Source organism: Pseudoalteromonas sp. KG3 (assembly GCF_030436385.1).
Taxonomy (GTDB): domain Bacteria; phylum Pseudomonadota; class Gammaproteobacteria; order Enterobacterales; family Alteromonadaceae; genus Pseudoalteromonas; species Pseudoalteromonas prydzensis.
In genome coordinates, this window is sequence record NZ_CP098523.1 from 2,092,365 (window position 1) to 2,113,929 (window position 21,565).

Below are 21,565 nucleotides of genomic sequence, written 5' to 3' on the forward strand. Positions count from 1 at the left end.
ACGGGTTTCGAGCTTCGTGCTATGAAAACACCTAGCTCCTAGTCACTTCCCTAGAACCTAGAGCCTTTGACCTCCTAGCACCTTTAACCTTTTCCCTTCAACCTCTTTGTGAATAAATCACTTAAAAACCATTTTGCACAAAGAGAAGTGAATGAGGGTAAATGAGAAGGCACAACCACTTTATTTATATCTTACTCTTAAGCGCAGCGTCTCATAACCTCTTTGTGAATAAAATCAATTAAACAATTTTTACCACCGAGGCTCTTCGCGCTACACCGAGAAAGTAAAGTTAAGTCTAACACCTAGTCACTTCCCTAGAACCTAGAACCTTTAAACTCTTTCGCGGCTGAAGCCGGCTCCTACGATAAATTTAAACCCTGTAGGAAATGGCTTTAGCCATGAATTTTATAAACCGCGCGGCATAAAGCCCTGCCTACGCTTTAAAACATAGGTACTAGGTTATAGGTTATAGGTCCTAGTAACTTCCCTAGTACCTTTATCTTCCTAGCACCTTAACCTTTAACCTTTAACCTTTAACCTTTAACCTTTAACCTTTAACCTTTAACCTTTAACCTTTAACCTTTAACCTTTAACCTTTAACGATTATTTAATCACTACCAAACAAGTCGCGGGTATACACTTTATCAGCCACATCGTTTAGTTCATCAGCCTGACGATTTGACACAATCACATCTGCCAGTGCTTTAAACTCATTTAAATCTCTAATAACTCTTGAATTAAAAAACGCTTCTTCTTTTAAAGCTGGCTCATAGACTACTACTTCAATCCCTTTAGCTTTAATGCGCTTCATAATACCTTGGATTGCAGATGCTCTAAAATTGTCAGACCCTGTTTTCATTACTAATCGATATACGCCAACCACTTTAGGGCTGCGCTTGATGATTGAATCTGCGATGAAGTCTTTACGAGTCGTATTAGCATCAACAATGGCACCAATCATATTATTTGGCACATCTTTATAATTAGCTAACAACTGCTTGGTATCTTTTGGTAAACAATAACCGCCATAACCAAATGAAGGATTATTATAATGACTACCAATACGTGGGTCTAAACTTACCCCTTGAATAATCTGCTTCGCGTTTAAACCATGGCTTTCGGCATAGCTATCAAGCTCATTAAAGTAAGCAACACGCATTGCAAGATAAGTATTTGAGAATAACTTGATTGCTTCGGCTTCTGTAGAGTCAGTAAACAGAATCTCAATATCTTGCTTTATCGCACCTTGCGCCAGTAAATTAGCGAACGTTTTAGCTCGTTCACTTTGCTCCCCAACAATAATACGCGATGGATACAAGTTATCGTGAAGCGCTTTACCTTCACGTAAAAATTCTGGCGAAAATATTACATTATCAGTGCCAAACTTTTCTTTAACCGACTGCGTATACCCAACTGGCACGGTTGATTTAATAACCATGGTAGCCGTTGGGTTAATTTTCATCACATCTTTAATAACCGACTCAACACTATTGGTATTAAAGTAGTTTGTTTCAGGGTCGTAATCGGTAGGCGTTGCAATAATTACAAATTCAGCACCAACCAATGCTGACTCTTTATTTGTGGTCGCGGTAAAATTTAACTGCTTATTTTGTAAAAAATCACTTATCTCAACATCAACAATCGGTGATTGCTTGTCTTTCAAAAGTGCGACTTTATTTTCGTCTATATCAAGCGCAACAACTTGATTGTGTTGCGCAAGCAACATAGCATTAGACAGGCCAACATACCCTGTACCAACAACAGCAATTTTCATTTTAAAATTCCTTAAACTTCTATATTTTGCTTCCAAGCCTAAGCTCATTACGCTTAGCACTAAAGCCATTTATTTAGTAACCGTAATTTGCACAAAGAGAAGCCAATGAGAAGAAAAACCACAGGCACCAAGCTCCTAGTCACTTCCCTAGAACCTAGCGCCTTTTCTTTTCCTCTAAAGCGCAGCGCCCTCTTAACCTCTTTGTGAATAAATTACTTAAAACAATTTTTACCACCGAGCACCGAGGCGCTTCGCGCTACACTGAGTTAAGACCAAAAAATAAATCTATTAGCTCTTTAATCTCTACCTCTGTGCTCTTAGCGAACTCTGTGCTCTTCGTGTTCTCTGTGGTGAATGAATCACTAAAAAATTTTACCACCGAGCGCACCGAGGCGCTTCGCTACACCGAGATAAGGCCAAAAAATAAATCTATTAGCTCTTTAATCTCTACCTCTGTGCTCTTAGCGAACTCTGTGGTGAATAAATCACTAAAAAATTTTACCACCGAGCGCACCGAGACGCTTCGCGCCACACCGAGAAGAAATGCTTAGACCAAGTACCTAGTAACTTCTCTAGCCCCTAGATTCTTTAATCTTTCCTCTATGAACTCGGTGCTCTCTGTGGTGAATAAATCACTTAAACAATTTTTACCACCGAGCGCACCGAGGCGCTTCGCGCTACACTGAGTTAAGGCCAAAAAATAAATCTATTAGCTCTTTAATCTCTACCTCTGTGCTCTTAGCGAACTCTGTGGTGAATTAATCATTTAAAACCATTTTTACCACCGAGAGCACCGAGGCGCTTCGCGCTACACCGAGAAAGTAAAGTTAAGTCTACAACCTGTGTTTTCCTAGAACCTAGAACCTTTGTCTTCCTAGTACCTTTACCCTTTAATATTCACAACTTTGGCTTCATCACCGACCACTGGTTGGTTTTTCTTAGCATTCCAAACCAAATCACAAATACCATCAGTTGGATTAAAACCAGTTGGTGCATCAAGCAGTAATTGTCTGATCATTTCATGATCAAAATTATGACAAGCAATATCAAAAGCTTCTAAAAACACATTTAGTTCAGGTAGTGGTAACATCACTTCGCTAGCGGTCATTATACGCTCGTGCGACGTTTCGCCCACGTTATCGCCTATTAGCAGCTCTTCATAAAGTTTTTCACCAGGACGAAGGCCAGTACATTTAATTTCAATATCACCATGAGGGTTGTTTTCGTCCTTAACCTCAAAACCCGATAAGCGGATCATCTTACTGGCTAGGTCTTTTATTTTAACCGACTCACCCATGTCGAGTACAAATACGTCGCCCCCTTTACCCATAGAGCCCGCTTGAATAACTAATTGTGCGGCCTCGGGAATAGTCATAAAAAAACGAGTAATATCAGGGTGAGTCAGGGTAATTGGGCCACCCTCTTTAATTTGGCGGCGAAATAACGGCACCACAGAGCCAGATGAGCCAAGCACATTACCAAAGCGTACCATGCAAAAACGAGTGGTATGCTTACCTTTAACTTTGTTTTGCGCCAAGCCTTGCAAGCACAGTTCAGCCATTCGCTTAGTGGCGCCCATTACATTGGTGGGTCGTACTGCTTTATCGGTCGATATAAGTACAAAGGTTTCAACTTTAGCATTTACTGCAGCTTTGGCAGCGTAGTAAGTACCAAATACATTATTACGTACGCCTTCAACTACATTATGCTCAACCAGCGGCACATGTTTATAGGCAGCTGCGTGATAAACCGTTTGTACACTAAAGGTAATCATAGCAGTTTCTATTCGATTAATACGCTGCACGGACCCCATCAAAGGGATTAGCTTAACGTTCAACTGATTATGCTGAATATACTCGCATAGCTCTTTTTCAATTGCATATAAAGCGAATTCACTTAGCTCAAACAGCACTAATTTTTTAGGTTTCTGCTTTACAATCTGCCGACAAAGCTCCGATCCAATAGAGCCTCCGGCGCCAGTCACCATCACTATTTTACCGGTAATATTAGCAGCCATTAATTCAGGTTTAGGTGTAACTGGGTCACGGCCTAGCAAGTCTTCTATTTCAACTTCCCTAAATTCAGAAAGCTGCGCTTTGCCCTCTACCACATCGGCCATACCAGGAATAGATAAAACCTTAACCGTTAGCGGCTCAAGTTGCGCAAGTATCTGTTTACGGCGAGCACGGCTTTCACTGGGCAACGCCAATAATACTTTAGAGACTTTACGTTTATTTATAAGCTCATAAATGCCTTTAAAACATACAACCGGAATACCTTGAATAATAGAACCTTGTTTGGTTTCGTCGTCATCAATAAAGGCCCTTACATAATACTCTGGTCCTGCACCAAGAGCAGTCGCCAATTGCCTACCCGCAGAACCGGCACCATAAATAATAACCGACTCTTTATTAGCCGTAGTAAGTTTACCTATCATTGCACGTACCAAAATACGTGCTCCACCTACAGTGAGTAAGCACAGCCAAGCAAAAATAAAAGGCATAGTACGGGGGATTTCAATACCCATAAAAAAGGCAAGCAACACCAAACTAACAGTTGTGATAAAAGTGCCTAAAACAATAGCCCACAACGCTTGCGAGTTCATATAGCGCAATACGGCACGATATAAACCAAGATTAATAAATGCGAAAAGGCTAATAGGTACTAACAAGGCAAGTAACAACCAATTATCGGCTTTGCTAAATGGCGCTAAACTATCTAAGCGAACAATTAAGGCAAGCCAAAAGGCTGAAATAATAAATAACGAATCAATAAATAAGGTAATGGCGCGTTTTGTTGCGCGCGATGCATTTAATATAGAGCGAATGTAATTATCCACAACAAGTTCCCTTTTTTTGCATTCGACGTAATGCAGATTGTATTAAAATTTTGCTCATAGCAGTGGCATCATGCTATCAGGCGAACCTGACAGCAAGCTTAACGATTGTTAAAATTTTATGAATTATAGCTGATAACCCCATTCGCTGCCACAAACTAATACATAATAATTAGTTATTGTTTTTTAATGTAATTATTGCTAGGAGCTAGGAGCTAGGAGCTAGGAGCTAGGAGCTAGGAGCTAGGAGCTACCAATATCATAATCAGGCTCTAGCTCTTTAACAAAGCCCTTTCTGTATAACCATTACATTAGCACTAAATAAATTAAGGTAATCTCTATCTCTGTGCTATTCGTCACCTCTGTGGTGAATTAACTTATTTAATTTTTTACCACCGAGCACACCGAGGCGCTTCGCTGCACAGAGGAAATACTAACAAAAGAAAGTATAAACCTATTAGCTGTATTAGCTCTCTAATCTCTACCTCTGTGCTCTTCGTGACCTCCGTGGTGAATAATCACTAAAGAAGTTTTCACCACCGAGCACACCGAGGCGCTTCGCTACACAAAGGAGGGCTAGATAAAACTTATCTATTAAATCTCTAACATCTACCTTTGTGGTAGATAAATCACTAAAAATATTTTACCACTGAGAACACCGAGGCGCTTCGCTGCACAGAGGAAATACTAACAAAAGAAAGTATAAACCTATTAGCTCTCTAATCTCTACCTCTGTGCTCTCCGTGGCCTCTGTGGTGAGCTTACTTAATTTCTTACCACCGAGAACACAGAGGCGCTTCGCTACACAGAGGAACTAGGTAAAAGTTAATCTATTAGCTCTTTGCCTCAGCTCTCCTCTTGCCCTATGTGGTGAATTAACTTATTTAATTTTTTACCACCGAGACGCTTCACTACACAGAGAAGTTAATTATAAAGAGTTTTAGTTTCCTCTGCGATGATCTCATTTTGCCTCACTACACACTAATGCGCTTAATACCATCAACTAATTTTGTGACATTAAAATTAATCAATAAACCAGTTTTAATACCGCTTAATTTTAAATAAGTAATCAACTGAGCAGAATGAATTGGTGCTAGTTTGTCAATCGCTTTCAATTCGATTATAAGCAGGTCTGGAATCAAGATATCTAGCCTATAGCCTGCATCTATCTTCATACCTTTATAACTAACTGGAAGTTCAATTTGACTTACAGCTTTTATACCTATTTGTTGTAATTCGTAAATTAAGCAATTTTCATAGCTTGACTCTAATAAGCCAGGCCCAAGTTGCCTATGAACTTCAATAGCACAACCTATTACTTTTTGTGTGATGATATCTGATGTCATGGCCTTCCTTAGCTTTAGCGATCACTTATTCACTTTATTGTCCTGAAAGTGAATAAGTTACATAAAATAGTTTTACCACCGAGAATACCGAGGCGCTTCGCTACACAGAGAAAACCCCAATAAAAAGTAAATATGGATTTGTTAGGTCTCTAATCTCTACCTCTGTGCTCTTCGTGGCCTCTGTGGTGAATTGACTTATTTAATTTTTTACCACCGAGAACACCGAGGCGCTTCGCTACACAGAGAAAACCCCAATAAAAAGTAAATATGGATTTGTTAGCTCTCTAATCTCTACCTCTGTGCTCTTCGTGACCTCCGTGGTGAATAATCACTAAAGAAGTTTTCACCACCGAGCACACCGAGGCGCTTCGCTACACAAAGGAGGGCTAGATAAAACTTATCTATTAAATCTCTAACATCTACCTTTGTGGTAGATAAATCACTAAAAATATTTTACCACTGAGAACACCGAGACGCTTCACTACACAGAGAAGTTAATTATAAAGAGTTTTAGTTTCCTCTGCGATGATCTCATTTTGCCTCACTACACACTAATGCGCTTAATACCATCAACTAATTTTGTGACATTAAAATTAATCAATAAACCAGTTTTAATACCGCTTAATTTTAAATAAGTAATCAACTGAGCAGAATGAATTGGTGCTAGTTTGTCAATCGCTTTCAATTCGATTATAAGCAGGTCTGGAATCAAGATATCTAGCCTATAGCCTGCATCTATCTTCATACCTTTATAACTAACTGGAAGTTCAATTTGACTTACAGCTTTTATACCTATTTGTTGTAATTCGTAAATTAAGCAATTTTCATAGCTTGACTCTAATAAGCCAGGCCCAAGTTGCCTATGAACTTCAATAGCACAACCGATTACTTTTTGTGTGATGATATCTGATGTCATGGCCTTCCTTAGCTTTAGCGATCACTTATTCACTTTATTGTCCTGAAAGTGAATAAGTTACATAAAATAGTTTTACCACCGAGAACACCGAGGCGCTTCGCTACACCGAGATAAGGCCAAAAAATAAATCTATTAGCTCTTTAATCTCTACCTCTGTGCTCTTCGTGGCCTCTGTGGTGAATTGACTTATTTAATTTTTTACCACCGAGCACCGAGACGCTTCGCTACACAGAGAAAACCTGTAATGGTCTAATGAAACTGGACAGGTTTATAGCGTAAAATGAGCTAAACCCAAAAGGTATCACTATGACCAGAAAATCAAAAGTAACACTCAGTGCACAACAAAAACTTGAATATGCCAAATTAATGGTAGAAGAAGGTTATACCAATAAGCAAATTGAAGAGATGTCTGGCGCAGGAAAGTCAGCAGTATCACGTTGGAAGCAACAATATCTATCTGAGCTAGATGGTAAGAGCCCGGGAAATGTACAAGCACTCACACCAGAACAGCAACGTATTCAATTGCTAGAGAAGCAGCTACAGCGAGCTTTAAGGGATAATGATATATTAAAAAAAGCCACCGCTTTCTTCATTCGCGACAATCAAAATTTAAAGTAATTAAAGCGTTGAAGAAAGCGACCCCAAGCTATACGGTATCTGAGTTGTGTCGTGCTTTAGAAGTCAGTACAAGTAGTTATTACTATGCGCCCGTCGCGCCAAATAAGTCAGAGCAGGCACTGCTGGAGTTAATTAAATCTATCGCTGACGATTCTGGTTATACGTATGGTAGACGCAGAGTGAACGTTGAACTGAATGCGTTAAATCATACGATTGGAATATATAAAACAGCGGCACTGATGAAAAAGTTGAATATAAAAGCCATCAGGCCGAAGAAAAAACATTACTACCCTAACTCAGGTGATGAACATAAGTACGCACAGAACCTCTTAAAACGAGAGTTTAACCCTGATTCACATAACACGCATTGGGTCGGTGATATTACCTATAGTGTGCTCGGAGTTCAGCACTAGCAAGGATTGCTTTAATGAACTACAAGTCTATTTGAAATGCGTAAATTAAATAGCAGAAGCTAGCTAATTTGCGTCGCTACTTGGTTGTGCAAGTAGTTGAGTCTGGGCAGCGGTGACTCATTGTATGCTAATGAGGTGACGTAACCTGCTGACAACGGGAAGTGAGGCGAATTCGTTAAGCCAAGATGCTTCTCTAGACTGAGTATTGGACGGATGAAGAACATGAACCGATTAACCCGCATCTGTGGGCTGAAATGTCGCCACTGCCTACACGAATTAATAGGCAGTATGATACTAATAGAGTGTTATAGGTAGGTGCATTCTATTCGATTTAGTAGATGACAAATATGCATCTATTAATGGACAAAAGTTTACGTCACAATTTAAGCGTTTGAGTATCATCACCTTACAGCACGATAAGGTTAAAGACTGCGATCGGCATCCCCCCCAATATGTTTGAGTTCAAATAGGTGAACCGAGGAAGGCTTGCAGTGAATGTTAAGGGAGCAAGACCCCGATGACACGCAAGTTGGCGGAGCGTTCGTAGTAGTCCGAGATGGGGAAAGCCCATTACATGGCGAAGGGGCGCAGTTTAATTGATTTGCGTGAGCAAATTATCTGACCTTAATGGGGTGAAGACCTTTGATAATCAGTGAAATGCAACGTAAATTAGCAACATGGACAGCAACCGATAAAACGCATCGCGTTAATCGATTACTGCGCCTTATCAGTCACCCGCAATGGCTTTGCCAAGCGGCCGAGGTAACGCTTTCTTCAAAGGGGGCCAAAACACCTGGCATTGATGGGATAACGAAAATTCATTTACAGGCTAATCTGAATGACTACCTAGATGAAATCAGAGATGATTTACTCTCAGGTAATTATCAACCTATGCCTGCCAGAAGAATTTATATTCCTAAAGCCAATGGGAAGCAACGCCCTTTAGGTATACCAACCTTAAGAGACAGGATAGTGCAACGTGCCATGCTCATGGCGATGGAACCAATATGGGAAAATGACTTTCATTCATTATCTTATGGTTTTAGACCTGAGCGAAGCGTTCATCATGCCATTCGTACAGTTAAGCTACAGCTAACTGATGCAAATGAGTCGAGGGGACGTTGGGTAATTGAAGGAGATCTATCAAGTTACTTTGATACAGTTCACCATCAATTATTAATGAAATGTGTGCGAAAGCGTATTAGTTGCCAGAGATTCAATAAATTACTTTGGCGATTTATAAAGGCAGGTCACATTGAACGTAATTTATTCTGTGCTACAAGCGAAGGTGTACCACAAGGTGGTGTTATTTCTCCACTGCTATCAAATATCATGCTCAACGAGTTTGATCAGTATTTGGATAAATGTTACTTAGGCAAGAAAGCACGTAAAAATCGTTGGTACTGGAATCGTACTATTCAAGATAAGCGCAGTATTGCACTAAAGGAAAATAGACAATGGAACCCTGCGGTTGCTTATTGTCGTTATGCCGATGATTTTCTCGTGATTGTCAAAGGTAATAAACAACAAGCAGAAGCAATTCGTGATCAGTGTCGAAACTTCCTTGAAGGTAAGCTAAAACTTACGCTTAATATGGAGAAAACCCATATTACCCATGTAAATGATGGGTTTATCTTCCTTGGACATAGGATTATTCGAAAGCGTGGACCAAAAGGTAATATGCGTGTGGTGTCTGGTATTCCACATGGTAAAGCTAAAGCATTTTCTCATTCATTGAGCCAAGCTTTATCAGGAGATCATAGTTGTAGCAAGATAGACAAAGTTGAACAGCTCAATCGTAAACTTAAGGGCTGGTCACAATTTTATCGACACACTGATTATACCGCTAAAGTTTACAGTAAAATTGATCGTATTATTTTCTGGAAACTTGCTAAGTGGTTGGCGAGGAAATATCGCTGCTCTATTAAGTCATTAATGATGAAATGGATCAAACGGCCAACGCCAAATCAGGCAACGACATGGGTGTTGTTTGGTGAAAGTAATCGCGGTAATTTATGTGGTGCATCACTATTTAGGTTAGTGAGTAGTCCTAAATTACAATTTCGATGGCGATTACCCGAATCAAACCCATATCTTAGAGATGAAATTAGAAACACCGTCACGTCTCGCTATAACGATGTTGCAATGGCTGTTAGCCACAATTAAGCGGAGAGCCGTATGCGCTGAAAGGTGCACGTACGGTTCGGAGAGGAGAAGCAGAGAAATAGTTCGACTACGCTCTGCCTCTTACTCTACTCAGGAACCATCAAGGGTGGAGCTACTTGGCCTGTGTGTTAGACTTATCAACGAGGGAAGTTGTAGGGTATGCCTTATCAACAAGCCCAAATGCTGAATTGGCTATAGCAGCATTGAATAATGCTATTAAGCGTCAACAGCCGGTTCTTAATCAACTGATGTTTCATTCCGATCAGGGGTGTCAGTATTCTGCGGCCTCGTTTAGAGCTCGGTTATCACAACTAACTATAACGCAAAGTATGAGTCGTCGAGGTAATTGTTGGGATAATGCAGTAATGGAGCGATTTTTTAGAAGTTTAAAAACAGAGCGACTGAATCGCCTGTCATTTATAAATCATCATTCAGTTATAAGTGAGGTGGACAATTATATTCAGTTTTACAATTACAAACGTAGGCATTCTACGCTTAATTATATGACGCCACATCAGAAATATAATGAATTAAAAAATGCCGCTTAGAATCTCTACAGAATTTGTTGACCATTACAACCCCAATAAAAAGTAAATATGGATTTGTTAGGTCTCTAATCTCTACCTCTGTGCTCTTCGTGGCCTCTGTGGTGAATTGACTTATTTAATTTTTTACCACCGAGCACCGAGACGCTTCGCTACACCGAGATAAGGCCAAAAAATAAATCTATTAGCTCTTTAATCTCTACCTCTGTGCTCTTCGTGGCCTCTGTGGTGAATGAACTTATTTAATTTTTTACCACCGAGAATACCGAGGCGCTTCGCTACACAGAGAAAACCCCAATAAAAAGTAAATATGGATTTGTTAGGTCTCTAATCTCTACCTCTGTGCTCTTCGTGGCCTCTGTGGTGAATGAACTTATTTAATTTTTTACCACCGAGAACACCGAGGCGCTTCGCTACACAGAGAAAACCCAAATAAAAAGTAAATATGGATTTGTTAGGTCTCTAATCTCTACCTCTGTGCTCTTCGTGGCCTCTGTGGTGAATTGACTTATTTAATTTTTTATCACCGAGAATACCGAGGCGCTTCGCTACACAGAGAAAACCCAAATAAAAAGTAAATATGGATTTGTTAGGTCTCTAATCTCTACCTCTGTGCTCTTCGTGGCCTCTGTGGTGAATTAGTTTACTTAATTTTTTACCACCGAGGGCACCGAGGCGCTTTGCTACACAGAGAAGAGAGAATACATATAAAATGAATCTCTTTTGTTTCCTCTGTGCTCTTCGTGGCCTCTGTGGTGAATGAACTTATTTAATTTTTTATCACCGAGAACACCGAGGCGCTTCGCTACACAGAGAAAACCCCAATAAAAAGTAAATATGGATTTGTTAGGTCTCTAATCTCTACCTCTGTGCTCTTCGTGGCCTCTGTGGTGAATTGACTTATTTAATTTTTTATCACCGAGAATACCGAGGCGCTTCGCTACACAGAGAAAACCCAAATAAAAAGTAAATATGGATTTGTTAGGTCTCTAATCTCTACCTCTGTGCTCTTCGTGGCCTCTGTGGTGAATTGACTTATTTAATTTTTTACCACCGAGAACACCGAGGCGCTTCGCTACACAGAGAAAACCCCAATAAAAAGTAAATATGGATTTGTTAGGTCTCTAATCTCTACCTCTGTGCTCTTCGTGGCCTCTGTGGTGAATGAACTTATTTAATTTTTTACCACCGAGAACACCGAGGCGCTTCGCTACACAAAGAAAACCCAAATAAAAAGTAAATATGGATTTGTTAGGTCTCTAATCTCTACCTCTGTGCTCTTCGTGGCCTCTGTGGTGAATAAATCACTAAAAAATTTTACCACCGAGAGCACCGAGGCGCTTCGCGCTACACCGAGAAAGTAAAGTTAAGCCTAGCTCCTAGTCACTTCCCTAGAACCTAGCGCCTTTTCTTTTCCTCTAAAGCGCAGCGCCCTCTTAACCTCTTTGTGAATAAATCACTTAAAACAATTTTTACCACCGAGCGCACCGAGGCGCTTCGCGCTACACTGAGTTAAGACCAAAAAATAAATCTATTAGCTCTTTAATCTCTACCTCTGTGCTCTTCGTGGCCTCTGTGGTGAATTGACTTATTTAATTTTTTATCACCGAGAAGCTCTTTTCCAAACATCCAGTTTTTCAAATTGCATAAAAATTACCATCCTTAGTTTCCTAGACTTCTTCTAGCACCCAGTCACTTCCTAGCCCCTAGTCAGTTCCCTAGAATCTAGTACCTATTTCTTAACCTAGCACCTAGTATCTTCCCTAGCACCTAATATCTTCCCTAGAACCTAGTTACCTTTTACTTACTCGCTAACTGAAAAACTTCTTTCATTACCTCTGTTGTTTTTGCAATTTCTGCAACAGTAAGTGTAGGGTGAACCAAAAACATGATTGATGTTTCGCCAAGTTCCACAGCATTAGGAAGACGTTTTTCAGGACGCCATGGGGTGTTATCAAATGCTTTTTCTAAGTAAACCTCTGAACAGCTCCCCTGAAAACACGGCACGCCGCGATCTACAATGGCATTAACTATGCGGTCGCGATCCCAGCCAGAGGCCAATTGTTCAGGCTTAATAAACATATAATGTTTGTATTCTGCGTGTTCAATGTAGTTAGGAACTTCAACTAAACGAATACAATCAAAACCACTCGCCGCTTGATCAAGTTGTGCACCATAGGCTTGGCGTTTTGCTGTCCAATCGTTCATGCGGGTTAGTTGAATACGACCAAGTACCGCTTGCATCTCAGTCATGCGCCAGTTGGTGCCAAAGCTTTCGTGTAACCATCTAAACCCTGGTGGGTGTTCGCGATTATAAATTGCATCAAAGCTTTTGCCATGATCTTTATAACTCCACATTTTTGACCATAACTCTTTTGAGTTAGTGGTTACCATGCCGCCTTCGCCGCCAGTGGTCATAATTTTATCTTGGCAAAAACTCCATGCGCCAATGTGGCCAATACTACCAACCGATTTACCTTTATATTTTGCACCATGAGCTTGTGCGCAATCTTCAATTACATAAAAGCCATGTTCTTTACTGAGTGCCATTATGTCGTCCATTTCAGCAGGCATACCCGCTAAGTGCACTACAATGACCGCTTTAGTTTTTGGCGTAAGTACGGCTTTAATAGATTCAGCAGTAATGGCTTGGCTGTTTAGGTCAACATCAGCAAATACAGGGGCTGCGCCAGCAGTAACAATACTTGAGGCAGACGCTAAAAAAGTACGTGGTGTAGTAATTACTTCATCACCCGCCCCTATATTTAACGCTTTAAGCGCTATATCAAGCGCTAAAGTGCCATTACCAAGTGCGATTGCGTAATCGCTATCTGCCCAACTAGCAAACTCTTTTTCAAATTCGCGACCTTCAGTGCCGGTCCAATAATTAACTTTATTTGATAAAACGACACGACTTACAGCATCTGCCTCATCAGTAGTGAAGCTAGGCCAAGGAGAAAATGGGGTATTTAACATTGAATATTCACTCTTATTAACTAACGTGCAGCTACGATTGTATCGCATTTAGCAAATGTTTTATTTATATCGTAATTGACAACAATTTCATCATTACGATTCATAAGGGAAAGTAAAAGGGCTTTAACTAAATTAGCGCCAGCTTCATGAGAAAAAGGATATCCCCCTCCAAATCGTGGATTTAATTCAAGTAAATAAAGCTGCCCATCTTTTTCTAAAAAGTCGCAATCCATATTACCAACATGCTTTAAGCTTTCACCAATGGTAGTAGCAAAACCAGAAAAACGACTCGCATCTACAGTCACTGCTTTATCGGTTTCTCCAGCCCTCATAGATAACTTTTCTTTACAAACAACACCACGATACTGACCATTCATATCGTTAAAAATATCTAAACCGTATTCTTTCCCTTTAATATACTCTTGGATTAAAACATCATCATTTGATTCTTTAAATTGTGCCAGATATGAATTACTTAATGCTTTTTTGCAAGTATTGTAAGCTTCTACAAGCTCTTCTTCATTTTCAACCACATACAATCCAAAAGAAGCTGATCCCCATCTAGGCTTAACGATAAGAGGAAAATCGAGCGACTTTGCATTAATCGAAGCTAAAGCACTTGATAAGTTTACAAAACTAGCTGGCACGGGAATATTATTTTCTTTACAGAATAAATAAGTTTTATATTTATCAGAACATATATCAATTGCATTATCGTTAGCTAAAACGAGGGTGACACCTGCACTTTCAAATAAAGAGCGATGCTTTGCTAGAATAGGTAGCTCCATATCATTTAACGAAATAAGAGCATCAATACCTTCTAACTTACATACTTCTAATAAGCGTTCTATATAACTTGTATCGTATACACTTGGTACTAAATGCCACTTATCACAGCCAGCTAAAGCTGGAGCCGTTGCTGACATGTCAACCCCAACAACTTTCCCATTATTTGCTAATTCACCTTTAAAGTAATCTACTAAATACTTTCTACGGCCTACGCAGGTAAATAATATATTTTTCATTCAACATCATTCCTTAATAATGACATATGGTAACAATCTAGATATCGACCTTGATGATAAAAATGCTGTCTTAATTTGCCATCTTGAACAAAGCCACACGCTTCATACAATTTTTTTGCTCGCTCATTATTCTCTAATGTCGTTAAATAAATTTTTCGTAAATTCAACTCAGAAAAACCAAACCTGATTAAAAATGTAACTATTTTTTTGCCTAAACCTCTTCCTTGGTACGTCTTATTTCCTATAGTAATAAATAGTTCTGCTCTGCGATTATTTCTATCTATGCCAATAAAACCACCAAAACCTAATGGGATATACTCATCGTTTTCTTTAAGGAAGAAGCTCAAATTTAATTTACTATTATCTGTAATTGTTGATTCAAACCACTTTTCGGTTGATGCCAAACTAACCGGTGTAACAAAAGTAAGCGTACTGTTAATTTCAGGGTTATTGATCCACGCAACTCGATGCACTAAGTCTGAACGTTCGATTTTTCGATAAAAAAGATCATTAGATATTTGTATCATAAACTTTCCTAGCTGACTGTAAATTCAATAAACCGCCGGTATGCCAAAAAAGCACCTTGCTCTTAGCAGGAATCCTTGATTGTTCAAGTAATTGGGTAAGGCCGTACAGAGCTTTCCCTGAATAAACAGGGTCAAATGGCACACCGGTTTGGCTGGTAAGTTCTCGTATAAATTTAATTAACTCAGCATCATATTTAGCATATCCGCCAAAAGTGAACTCATCTAAAAAAATAATCTCATCAACATTATGCTGAATGTTAAGCTCAGCACACAGAGGTGCATATAATTCATCAATAGCTGCTACACCACGCTCCGCTTGCCTAGCGATAGAAATGCCTATTACTTGAGTTTTCCAATTTTTTTTCTTCACTCCAGCCAGTAAACCAGCATGAGTAGCCCCAGTACCACTAGGGAAAATAATATAATCAGGCTCTTCTGCTAATTCATCTACTGCCGCAATATAAGCCCTTGCACCATCCAGAGAATGCCCACCACCAGGTATTACAAACACATCAAGCTCTTGCGACTTATATTTTTTTTCTGCAATTTCTATTGTTCGCGCTATTTCATGACTATTTACATAGTTTATTTCGGTGTTAGTAGATTCAATAAAAAACTTATTACCGTGGAAATAATCAGACTTATCTTCTTCACCATGCAACACAAGGTGGCACTTAATGCCTAAACGAGCTGCCATTAATGCACAAACTCGAGCATGGTTAGATTCTGCGCCACCATTAGTAATAATGACATCAGGTAAGCAAGGCAATGAGTTTAAAATATAACTATTCTTACGAACCTTATTACCTCCCATAAAATCAGGTAATAAATCATCACGCTTTATTTTAAACGTGCAGTCATTTAATGAAAGATTAAACGAGCACTCTGGCGAGTTATGCATTGTTATTTTTACTCCTTTCATCACTCAATTTGCCAAACTTTGATGAAGGAACGACTACAACATCTTCTTTTTTAATCACTTTTATAAATGTTAAATAAAGAATTTTTAAATCTAAAAAAAAACTCTGATTCTGAACGTATTCTACATCAATTTCTAATCGCTCATCCCACGCTAAATTATTACGACCAGAAACTTGAGCTAATCCGGTTAAACCTGGTCTAAGAGAGTGGCGTAACTGCTCTCGTTCAGTGTAGTACTCTAAATATTCAACTAATAACGGTCTAGGGCCAACTAAGCTCATATCCCCTTTTAAGATATTCCATAAACCAGGCAATTCATCTAAGCTCGAACTCCTCAAAAAGCTACCAAATTTTGTTAATCTAACTTTATCCGGTAGTAATGCGCCAGATTCATCTCGCTCATCAGTCATACTTCTAAATTTGTACATTCTAAATATTTTACCATTTAGACCCGGCCTTTGTTGCGAGAATAAAATCGGAGAACCTAGTTTTACTCGAACTAATATTGCAACAACAATGAAAACGGGTAGTAAAGTAAATAAAGCAAATAAAGCAAATAAAAAATCAATCGTCCGCTTTAACATTATATTCTCCTGGTGCAATGGATGCTGCCAATGCGGCTTTATTTTCAACAGCGGCTTCAATAACGCTCATAAATTGTAATGCGAGTTTATCACGGTCAAACTCTTGCTCTGCAAGAGCGCGAGCTGCATTACTAGCCTCGTTTAGCCACTGTGGATTACTTAAAACATCAGCGACGGTGTTTGCAACATCAGTTATGGGTTTGCGCCACATGGCTAAACCACATTCATGATTTTGCACTAACTCATGCATCCATCCACCATAATTAAGTAACACGGGTGTTCCTGATGCCAACGCATCAAAAAATTTGTTGGCCGAATTAGGTTGCATTTCAGGCATATCTACAAATAAACAAGCAGACATGTTCGCTGCTGAGAGTAATGCAGGCATTTCTTTCTTTGGTAAACGGCTTTCCATAAATAAATTTACACCTAGAACACCACACTCTTGCGCTCGCTGCTCTACTAACTCTTTATCAAAACCGCTACCAACAAGTAATATACGTATTTCAGGGTTAATAACTAATAATGCTTGGGCAAGCTCAACCATATACGCCACGCCATTTATTTTTCCAAATGTCCCTGTGTATACTAGCAGTGGACGGTCACCTAGCCATGAACGCTTAGCTCTAAACTCTGCGGCAGCCGTTTCACTATATAAAAACTCTTTATTATCACTACTATTAGGAATTACCGCTACATTACTGGCAGGATACCCTGTTTTTACAACACCTTCTTTCATACCCGGAGAGAGAGCAATCACAGCTTCAGAATGGGTGTATGCCCACTTTTCTAATTTATAAGCGAGCCAACGGGTTACAGGATTTTGTAATGCGCCTATAGCAATCGGTAGTTCAGGCCACAAATCTCTAACTTCAAACACCATTGGAATATTTTTACTTTTCGCTGCAAATACACCTGGCAAAGCAATTGTTAAAGGGGTACTCGTAGCAAAAATAACATCGCCATCAATGCTTTTTGCTTTACTCATGGCTTTATAAGCAAAACTAAAAAATGCTTTAATACGCTTTTGGTAAGATAGCTTATTTGTATACGGAACAGGTAACCAATGAACGTTAATACCAGCTTCATTGGTAGTAAACCAATCATTTTCATCACACTCTTCATCTCGAAAAGAGGTAATCATATGAACCTCATGGCCAGCAGCAACTAAACGTCTTGCCATCTCATACGATCGAGTACCACCACTCATTGATGGCGTATTAAAATATTGGTGTAGGTAAATAATTTTCATATTAGTCCCTATAGATATCAATGTACTTTTTGGCTATTTCAGCCCAATTATGATTTTTTTCTATCAAATTCAACGGGATCGAATAATTATTTTTATTTTCAATCATTTTAATAATTTTACTTTTAATCTCATCAACCGTCGGTATTGAAATCTTCTCGCCAATATTATCACTATAAAACCCATCAATTCCTTCACCTTGGGTATATAATATCGGTAATCCCTGTGTCATAGCTTCCACATAAACTAAACCAAATGTTTCACGAGAAGAGGGCATTACAAAAAAGCTACATTTTCGATATAGCCCCCTTAATACATCTTTATCATAAACTTTACCGTGATAAGTAAAGTAGCAAGGAAACTGTTTTACAAGTTCAAAAACTTGTTCTTCATGTTTCCCTCCCCCTCCTACGATGTTCAGATGAACAGAAAGCGTAGAAAACTCTTTATTTATAGCAATTACTGCCTGCTGGATAAGCAGTAAATTTTTTCTCGGAATAAAAGTACCCACATAAATTAAATCAATTCTATTTTCATATTTAATTTCACCACTTCTATTATTTATTTTTTTTATATCTTCTAGCCAATACCTATCTACGCCATTAGGTATAACATTTAATTTCCTATTTAAAGTGGCTTTAACTCTTTTAAGAGATGGTTCTTTTAATAGTTTATTCTTATAAGACTCAGAGATTAAAAACAAACTTTTAGCAGCTTTAATTATTTTAATTCCAAAAGGTCTAAGATAAAAAAGCTTTTCATGGAAGACATTTAAATCAGTGCTTCTTATTGCACATACAAAAGGAATATTGTATTTCTTTGATAAAAAATACGCGACCCCACCATCGCTATACCAGGTATGAGCATGAATCAAATCAATTTTAGAAAAGTCCACTCTCTTCTGAATATCCTTATAAATTTTATAAATTTTATAAGGATAAAAAACTCGATCAACATGCCAGTTAAGTATAGGTGAGTAAATTATTTCAGAATTACTATCCGTTAATTCAACAGAGTTAACGCCAACTCGATTCAAATCACGCAGAGGGTGATAAACAATTTGCTTTATTCCGAGTTCATCAAGTTCTTGAACAAGATTTTTATAAACTGTAGAACCTGAATAATCATTAGATATATGTAATACAGACTTCATAATATTTTCCACATTGATCTACTTACCTAAAACTCTTTGAAACTTGTAATAGCTTAACAATCATGGCAATCAAGAACATACTAATAACAGTCAGTTTTCCCTCCTCAATCATCAACCCACTAAACTGAGTTAAAGGTAGAAGCAAGATCCAGAAAAATAGTGTTTTTGCTAAGGATGATAAACGATAGTGGCTTTGCTTTTCAAAAGTAACGCTAACTTCTCCAAGCTTATATAAAGTATAAATATACAAGAAAAATATAAATGGAAAAATAATGAAACCATATCTATAGATCACCTCAGCTGGCCAAGACTCTAAATAAAGGTCACGACCTGCCCCAGCTCCAAATAAATAGTAGTTATGAGAAACAGCACTAATACTTTCTATAATCTGGTCTACCCGGACAGACAAGCTACCCGACTCTTCTGATTCATCTAACAACCTAATAATACCTCTTGCTGCTATAGAATCATTATAGAAAAAATTAGATATCACTAATGCAAGCTGCTTTATTAATGAATATCCCAAGGTTAATAATACAACACTAAAAAATATAACAAACTTTAACTTAGCTTTTTTAAAAAAACAAAAATATGTTACTAGGATTAATACACTTAATATTATGGGTTTGCTTTGTGATAAAACAGCAACAATTACGACTCCGGCCCAAATGAAAAATTTAATAACGTTAGATTTATAATGAAAGGCTGGAATAGTGAGAACCAACAAGCTAAAAAAGAAAAATCCACTATGATAGGAAGTAGAAAAGAAAGTAGTTATATAATCATCCAATGACGCTATCGTTGTTCTTTTATATAATAAAGCTTGAAATGCAGTTATACCCCAAAAGACTTCAAGTAAAGCTAAACAAAGCCCTGAAACTATAATTACAGTTAAAAAAGAATTAAGCTTTTTAAATATAATATCAAAATCATCTATCGACTTTATAGGCAGCATACACCCTAAAAAAATAGAAAAGACCAAAAACAAATATGTAGGCCTAAGCATACTTATTATATAACTCATTGTTACATCTACTTGTTCTATAGTAAAGAAAGCAGTCAAAATCAGAGCGATTTGCATCGGAAGGAAGAACAAGTAGATATTAGCCAACTTAATAAAACCAAGTTTAAGCAAGCCAGCTGAAAATGGTAATAACAAGATTAAAATAGCAAAGTTGACGTTATAGCTAGAGGCTCTTGCTTCACTTGGAAATAGTGGCAATATAAGTACTAAAAGTAATAAAAAACCAATTTCATTACCAACTCTAGAAACATTATTATTTTTATAAAACAACTAGCAACCCCGAATAAAAAATTTCAATATGGAAAATAAGAATGATACTTAACCTTATTTACCCCAATCAAAACAACGTCCTTTCATTCAAACACTCATCAATGCAATAAAAAAACATAAAACCTATAAAAATAAAAAACTGAGATAATTAAAGATTTAACTTTATAAAAAAGCTCAAGAAACCAAAGCAAAAACAAGTCTTTCCGTTTTTCCCTTCGAAACATCAGGGTTAAAATTCTCAACACTTAGCTTTTTATTAATAGTCATATCCTTTTCCAGTAGAGCAGAAAACAAATTAGATTTTAATTCAGTTTTTTCAAAAATTTTAAAACCGAACTGTTTAAAATATGAATGTAATGGATTTTCCTTATCTAGTATTACTTTAGCACCTAATGATAACATAATAAGAATATTGCCAGCCGCTTGTTGTCTTTTATGATTCATAATGACAAAAGCGCAACGCTTAAGAATAGAAAAATATTCTTCCTGGGTTAAAAAATCCCTTAGTACTGTGTAGTTCAATGAAGTAGATTTTAACTTAGCAATGATCATTTCAGCATAGTTACTATTACCATACGATAATGGTACGATGATTTCTCGCGTCTCATTTAATTTAACTAACTCATCAATTATTTCGAGATGATTATTTGTTTCAGATGCGCTATTTCCCAGCAATATAGAATCACCATCAACGTAATCATTTTTCAACTTATCAACAATTTTATCAGAAGAGCCATAATTCCAATCTAAATATTGCGCATTTAACCTTAATCGTGTTGAAGCCTCTTCAAACTCACTTTCTAAAACAGGACAAAAATAATTTATTCGTTGATATGATGAGTTCAATATATATTTTTCTATAACATATTTAACTCCTTTTTTTTCTGCATACCCTTTAATTAACTTACTGTAGTCATAATAATCAAAACCAAAACCAATCCAACAAATTTTCAATTTTTTGGGTAAAAATTTTATAAATAATTTAAATTGATTACCTAATGAATGAAAAATGACAGCATCGTGATTTTTAAACTTACCAAGAAGAAGTTTAACTAAGAATGACCACCTTGATTCGACAGTAACATTTTCATTTTTTACGTATTTTAACTCATTTTTTGCGATTACAAAAAAATCGTTTTGTACATTGTCAATAGTATTAAAATTAGTGATCGCAAAGTCTATAAATTTCTGATCAGTACACACATGCAAAATTTTTTTCACA

Annotated in this window: 14 protein-coding genes and 2 pseudogenes; 3 read left to right on the forward strand and 13 right to left on the reverse strand. The window is 37.8% G+C overall.

Going from position 1 to position 21,565, the window contains the following annotated elements; genetic code table 11:
• Positions 1–607 precede the first annotated feature (607 nt).
• The 4 genes from NDQ71_RS09920 to NDQ71_RS09935 all read right to left on the reverse strand — a co-directional run bounded on the left by NDQ71_RS09920 (position 608) and on the right by NDQ71_RS09935 (position 6,872).
• Positions 608–1,774 (reverse strand): nucleotide sugar dehydrogenase, encoded by a 1,167-nt coding sequence (locus NDQ71_RS09920; RefSeq protein ID WP_301561539.1) that lies wholly within the window; start codon positions 1,772–1,774, stop codon positions 608–610.
• An 883-nt stretch (positions 1,775–2,657) separates the two neighbouring features.
• The gene (locus NDQ71_RS09925; protein WP_301561540.1) at positions 2,658–4,613 is read right to left on the reverse strand and encodes a nucleoside-diphosphate sugar epimerase/dehydratase; all 1,956 of its coding nucleotides are present in this window, start codon (positions 4,611–4,613) and stop codon (positions 2,658–2,660) included.
• A gap of 971 nt (positions 4,614–5,584) precedes the next feature.
• A complete protein-coding gene (locus tag NDQ71_RS09930; RefSeq protein ID WP_064668748.1) occupies positions 5,585–5,956 on the reverse strand; it encodes a GxxExxY protein in 372 nt (123 codons plus the stop codon).
• 544 nt (positions 5,957–6,500) lie between these two features.
• Complete coding sequence (locus tag NDQ71_RS09935) at positions 6,501–6,872, reverse strand: GxxExxY protein (protein WP_064668748.1); 372 nt, start codon at positions 6,870–6,872, stop codon at positions 6,501–6,503.
• Positions 6,873–7,178: 306 nt separating this feature from the next.
• Between NDQ71_RS09935 and NDQ71_RS09940 the strand changes: the two are divergent.
• From NDQ71_RS09940 to NDQ71_RS09950, 3 genes and pseudogenes are all read left to right on the forward strand, one after another.
• A pseudogene (locus tag NDQ71_RS09940) lies at positions 7,179–7,879 on the forward strand (IS3 family transposase); the annotation flags it as partial.
• 666 nt (positions 7,880–8,545) lie between these two features.
• On the forward strand, positions 8,546–10,069 hold the full coding sequence (gene ltrA, locus NDQ71_RS09945) for a group II intron reverse transcriptase/maturase (protein ID WP_192543234.1): 1,524 nt from the start codon (positions 8,546–8,548) through the stop codon (positions 10,067–10,069).
• An 80-nt stretch (positions 10,070–10,149) separates the two neighbouring features.
• A pseudogene (locus NDQ71_RS09950) lies at positions 10,150–10,617 on the forward strand (IS3 family transposase); the annotation flags it as partial.
• Positions 10,618–12,414: 1,797 nt separating this feature from the next.
• Here the strand turns inward: NDQ71_RS09950 and NDQ71_RS09955 are convergent.
• The 9 genes from NDQ71_RS09955 to NDQ71_RS09995 all read right to left on the reverse strand — a co-directional run bounded on the left by NDQ71_RS09955 (position 12,415) and on the right by NDQ71_RS09995 (position 21,564).
• Positions 12,415–13,590 carry a DegT/DnrJ/EryC1/StrS aminotransferase family protein gene (locus NDQ71_RS09955; RefSeq protein WP_301561541.1) on the reverse strand — a complete coding sequence of 392 codons (1,176 nt, stop codon included), beginning with the start codon at positions 13,588–13,590 and terminating at the stop codon, positions 12,415–12,417.
• A gap of 20 nt (positions 13,591–13,610) precedes the next feature.
• A complete protein-coding gene (locus NDQ71_RS09960; protein WP_301561542.1) occupies positions 13,611–14,615 on the reverse strand; it encodes an ATP-grasp domain-containing protein in 1,005 nt (334 codons plus the stop codon).
• Positions 14,612–15,142 carry a GNAT family protein gene (locus tag NDQ71_RS09965; protein ID WP_301561543.1) on the reverse strand — a complete coding sequence of 177 codons (531 nt, stop codon included), beginning with the start codon at positions 15,140–15,142 and terminating at the stop codon, positions 14,612–14,614. The genes NDQ71_RS09960 and NDQ71_RS09965 overlap by 4 nt, the downstream gene beginning before the upstream one ends.
• Positions 15,126–16,043 carry a 1-aminocyclopropane-1-carboxylate deaminase/D-cysteine desulfhydrase gene (locus NDQ71_RS09970; protein ID WP_301561544.1) on the reverse strand — a complete coding sequence of 306 codons (918 nt, stop codon included), beginning with the start codon at positions 16,041–16,043 and terminating at the stop codon, positions 15,126–15,128. The genes NDQ71_RS09965 and NDQ71_RS09970 overlap by 17 nt, the downstream gene beginning before the upstream one ends.
• The gene (locus NDQ71_RS09975; protein WP_301561545.1) at positions 16,036–16,647 is read right to left on the reverse strand and encodes a sugar transferase; all 612 of its coding nucleotides are present in this window, start codon (positions 16,645–16,647) and stop codon (positions 16,036–16,038) included. Before NDQ71_RS09975 ends, NDQ71_RS09970 begins: the two co-directional genes overlap by 8 nt.
• Positions 16,628–17,899: a glycosyltransferase family 4 protein gene (locus NDQ71_RS09980; RefSeq protein ID WP_301561546.1), complete on the reverse strand. Its 1,272-nt coding sequence runs from the start codon at positions 17,897–17,899 to the stop codon at positions 16,628–16,630. Before NDQ71_RS09980 ends, NDQ71_RS09975 begins: the two co-directional genes overlap by 20 nt.
• A 1-nt stretch (position 17,900) precedes the next feature.
• Positions 17,901–19,049: a glycosyltransferase family 4 protein gene (locus NDQ71_RS09985; RefSeq protein ID WP_301561547.1), complete on the reverse strand. Its 1,149-nt coding sequence runs from the start codon at positions 19,047–19,049 to the stop codon at positions 17,901–17,903.
• Positions 19,050–19,071: 22 nt separating this feature from the next.
• Positions 19,072–20,343, reverse strand: coding sequence for a hypothetical protein (locus tag NDQ71_RS09990; protein ID WP_301561548.1), 1,272 nt, complete (start codon positions 20,341–20,343; stop codon positions 19,072–19,074).
• 174 nt (positions 20,344–20,517) lie between these two features.
• Positions 20,518–21,564, reverse strand: a complete 1,047-nt coding sequence (locus NDQ71_RS09995) for a TDP-N-acetylfucosamine:lipid II N-acetylfucosaminyltransferase (RefSeq protein ID WP_301561549.1) — start codon at positions 21,562–21,564, stop codon at positions 20,518–20,520.
• Position 21,565 lies beyond the last annotated feature (1 nt).

Excerpts from the sequence above, each read along its gene's own strand:
- NDQ71_RS09920 (WP_301561539.1), bottom strand. The coding sequence starts at position 1,774 with ATGAAAATTGCTGTTGTTGGTACAGGGTATGTTGGCCTGTCTAATGCT.
- NDQ71_RS09930 (WP_064668748.1), bottom strand. The coding sequence starts at position 5,956 with ATGACATCAGATATCATCACACAAAAAGTAATAGGTTGTGCTATTGAA.
- NDQ71_RS09935 (WP_064668748.1), bottom strand. The coding sequence starts at position 6,872 with ATGACATCAGATATCATCACACAAAAAGTAATCGGTTGTGCTATTGAA.
- NDQ71_RS09955 (WP_301561541.1), bottom strand. The coding sequence starts at position 13,590 with ATGTTAAATACCCCATTTTCTCCTTGGCCTAGCTTCACTACTGATGAG.
- NDQ71_RS09960 (WP_301561542.1), bottom strand. The coding sequence starts at position 14,615 with ATGAAAAATATATTATTTACCTGCGTAGGCCGTAGAAAGTATTTAGTA.
- NDQ71_RS09965 (WP_301561543.1), bottom strand. The coding sequence starts at position 15,142 with ATGATACAAATATCTAATGATCTTTTTTATCGAAAAATCGAACGTTCA.
- NDQ71_RS09970 (WP_301561544.1), bottom strand. The coding sequence starts at position 16,043 with ATGCATAACTCGCCAGAGTGCTCGTTTAATCTTTCATTAAATGACTGC.
- NDQ71_RS09975 (WP_301561545.1), bottom strand. The coding sequence starts at position 16,647 with ATGTTAAAGCGGACGATTGATTTTTTATTTGCTTTATTTGCTTTATTT.
- NDQ71_RS09980 (WP_301561546.1), bottom strand. The coding sequence starts at position 17,899 with ATGAAAATTATTTACCTACACCAATATTTTAATACGCCATCAATGAGT.
- NDQ71_RS09985 (WP_301561547.1), bottom strand. The coding sequence starts at position 19,049 with ATGAAGTCTGTATTACATATATCTAATGATTATTCAGGTTCTACAGTT.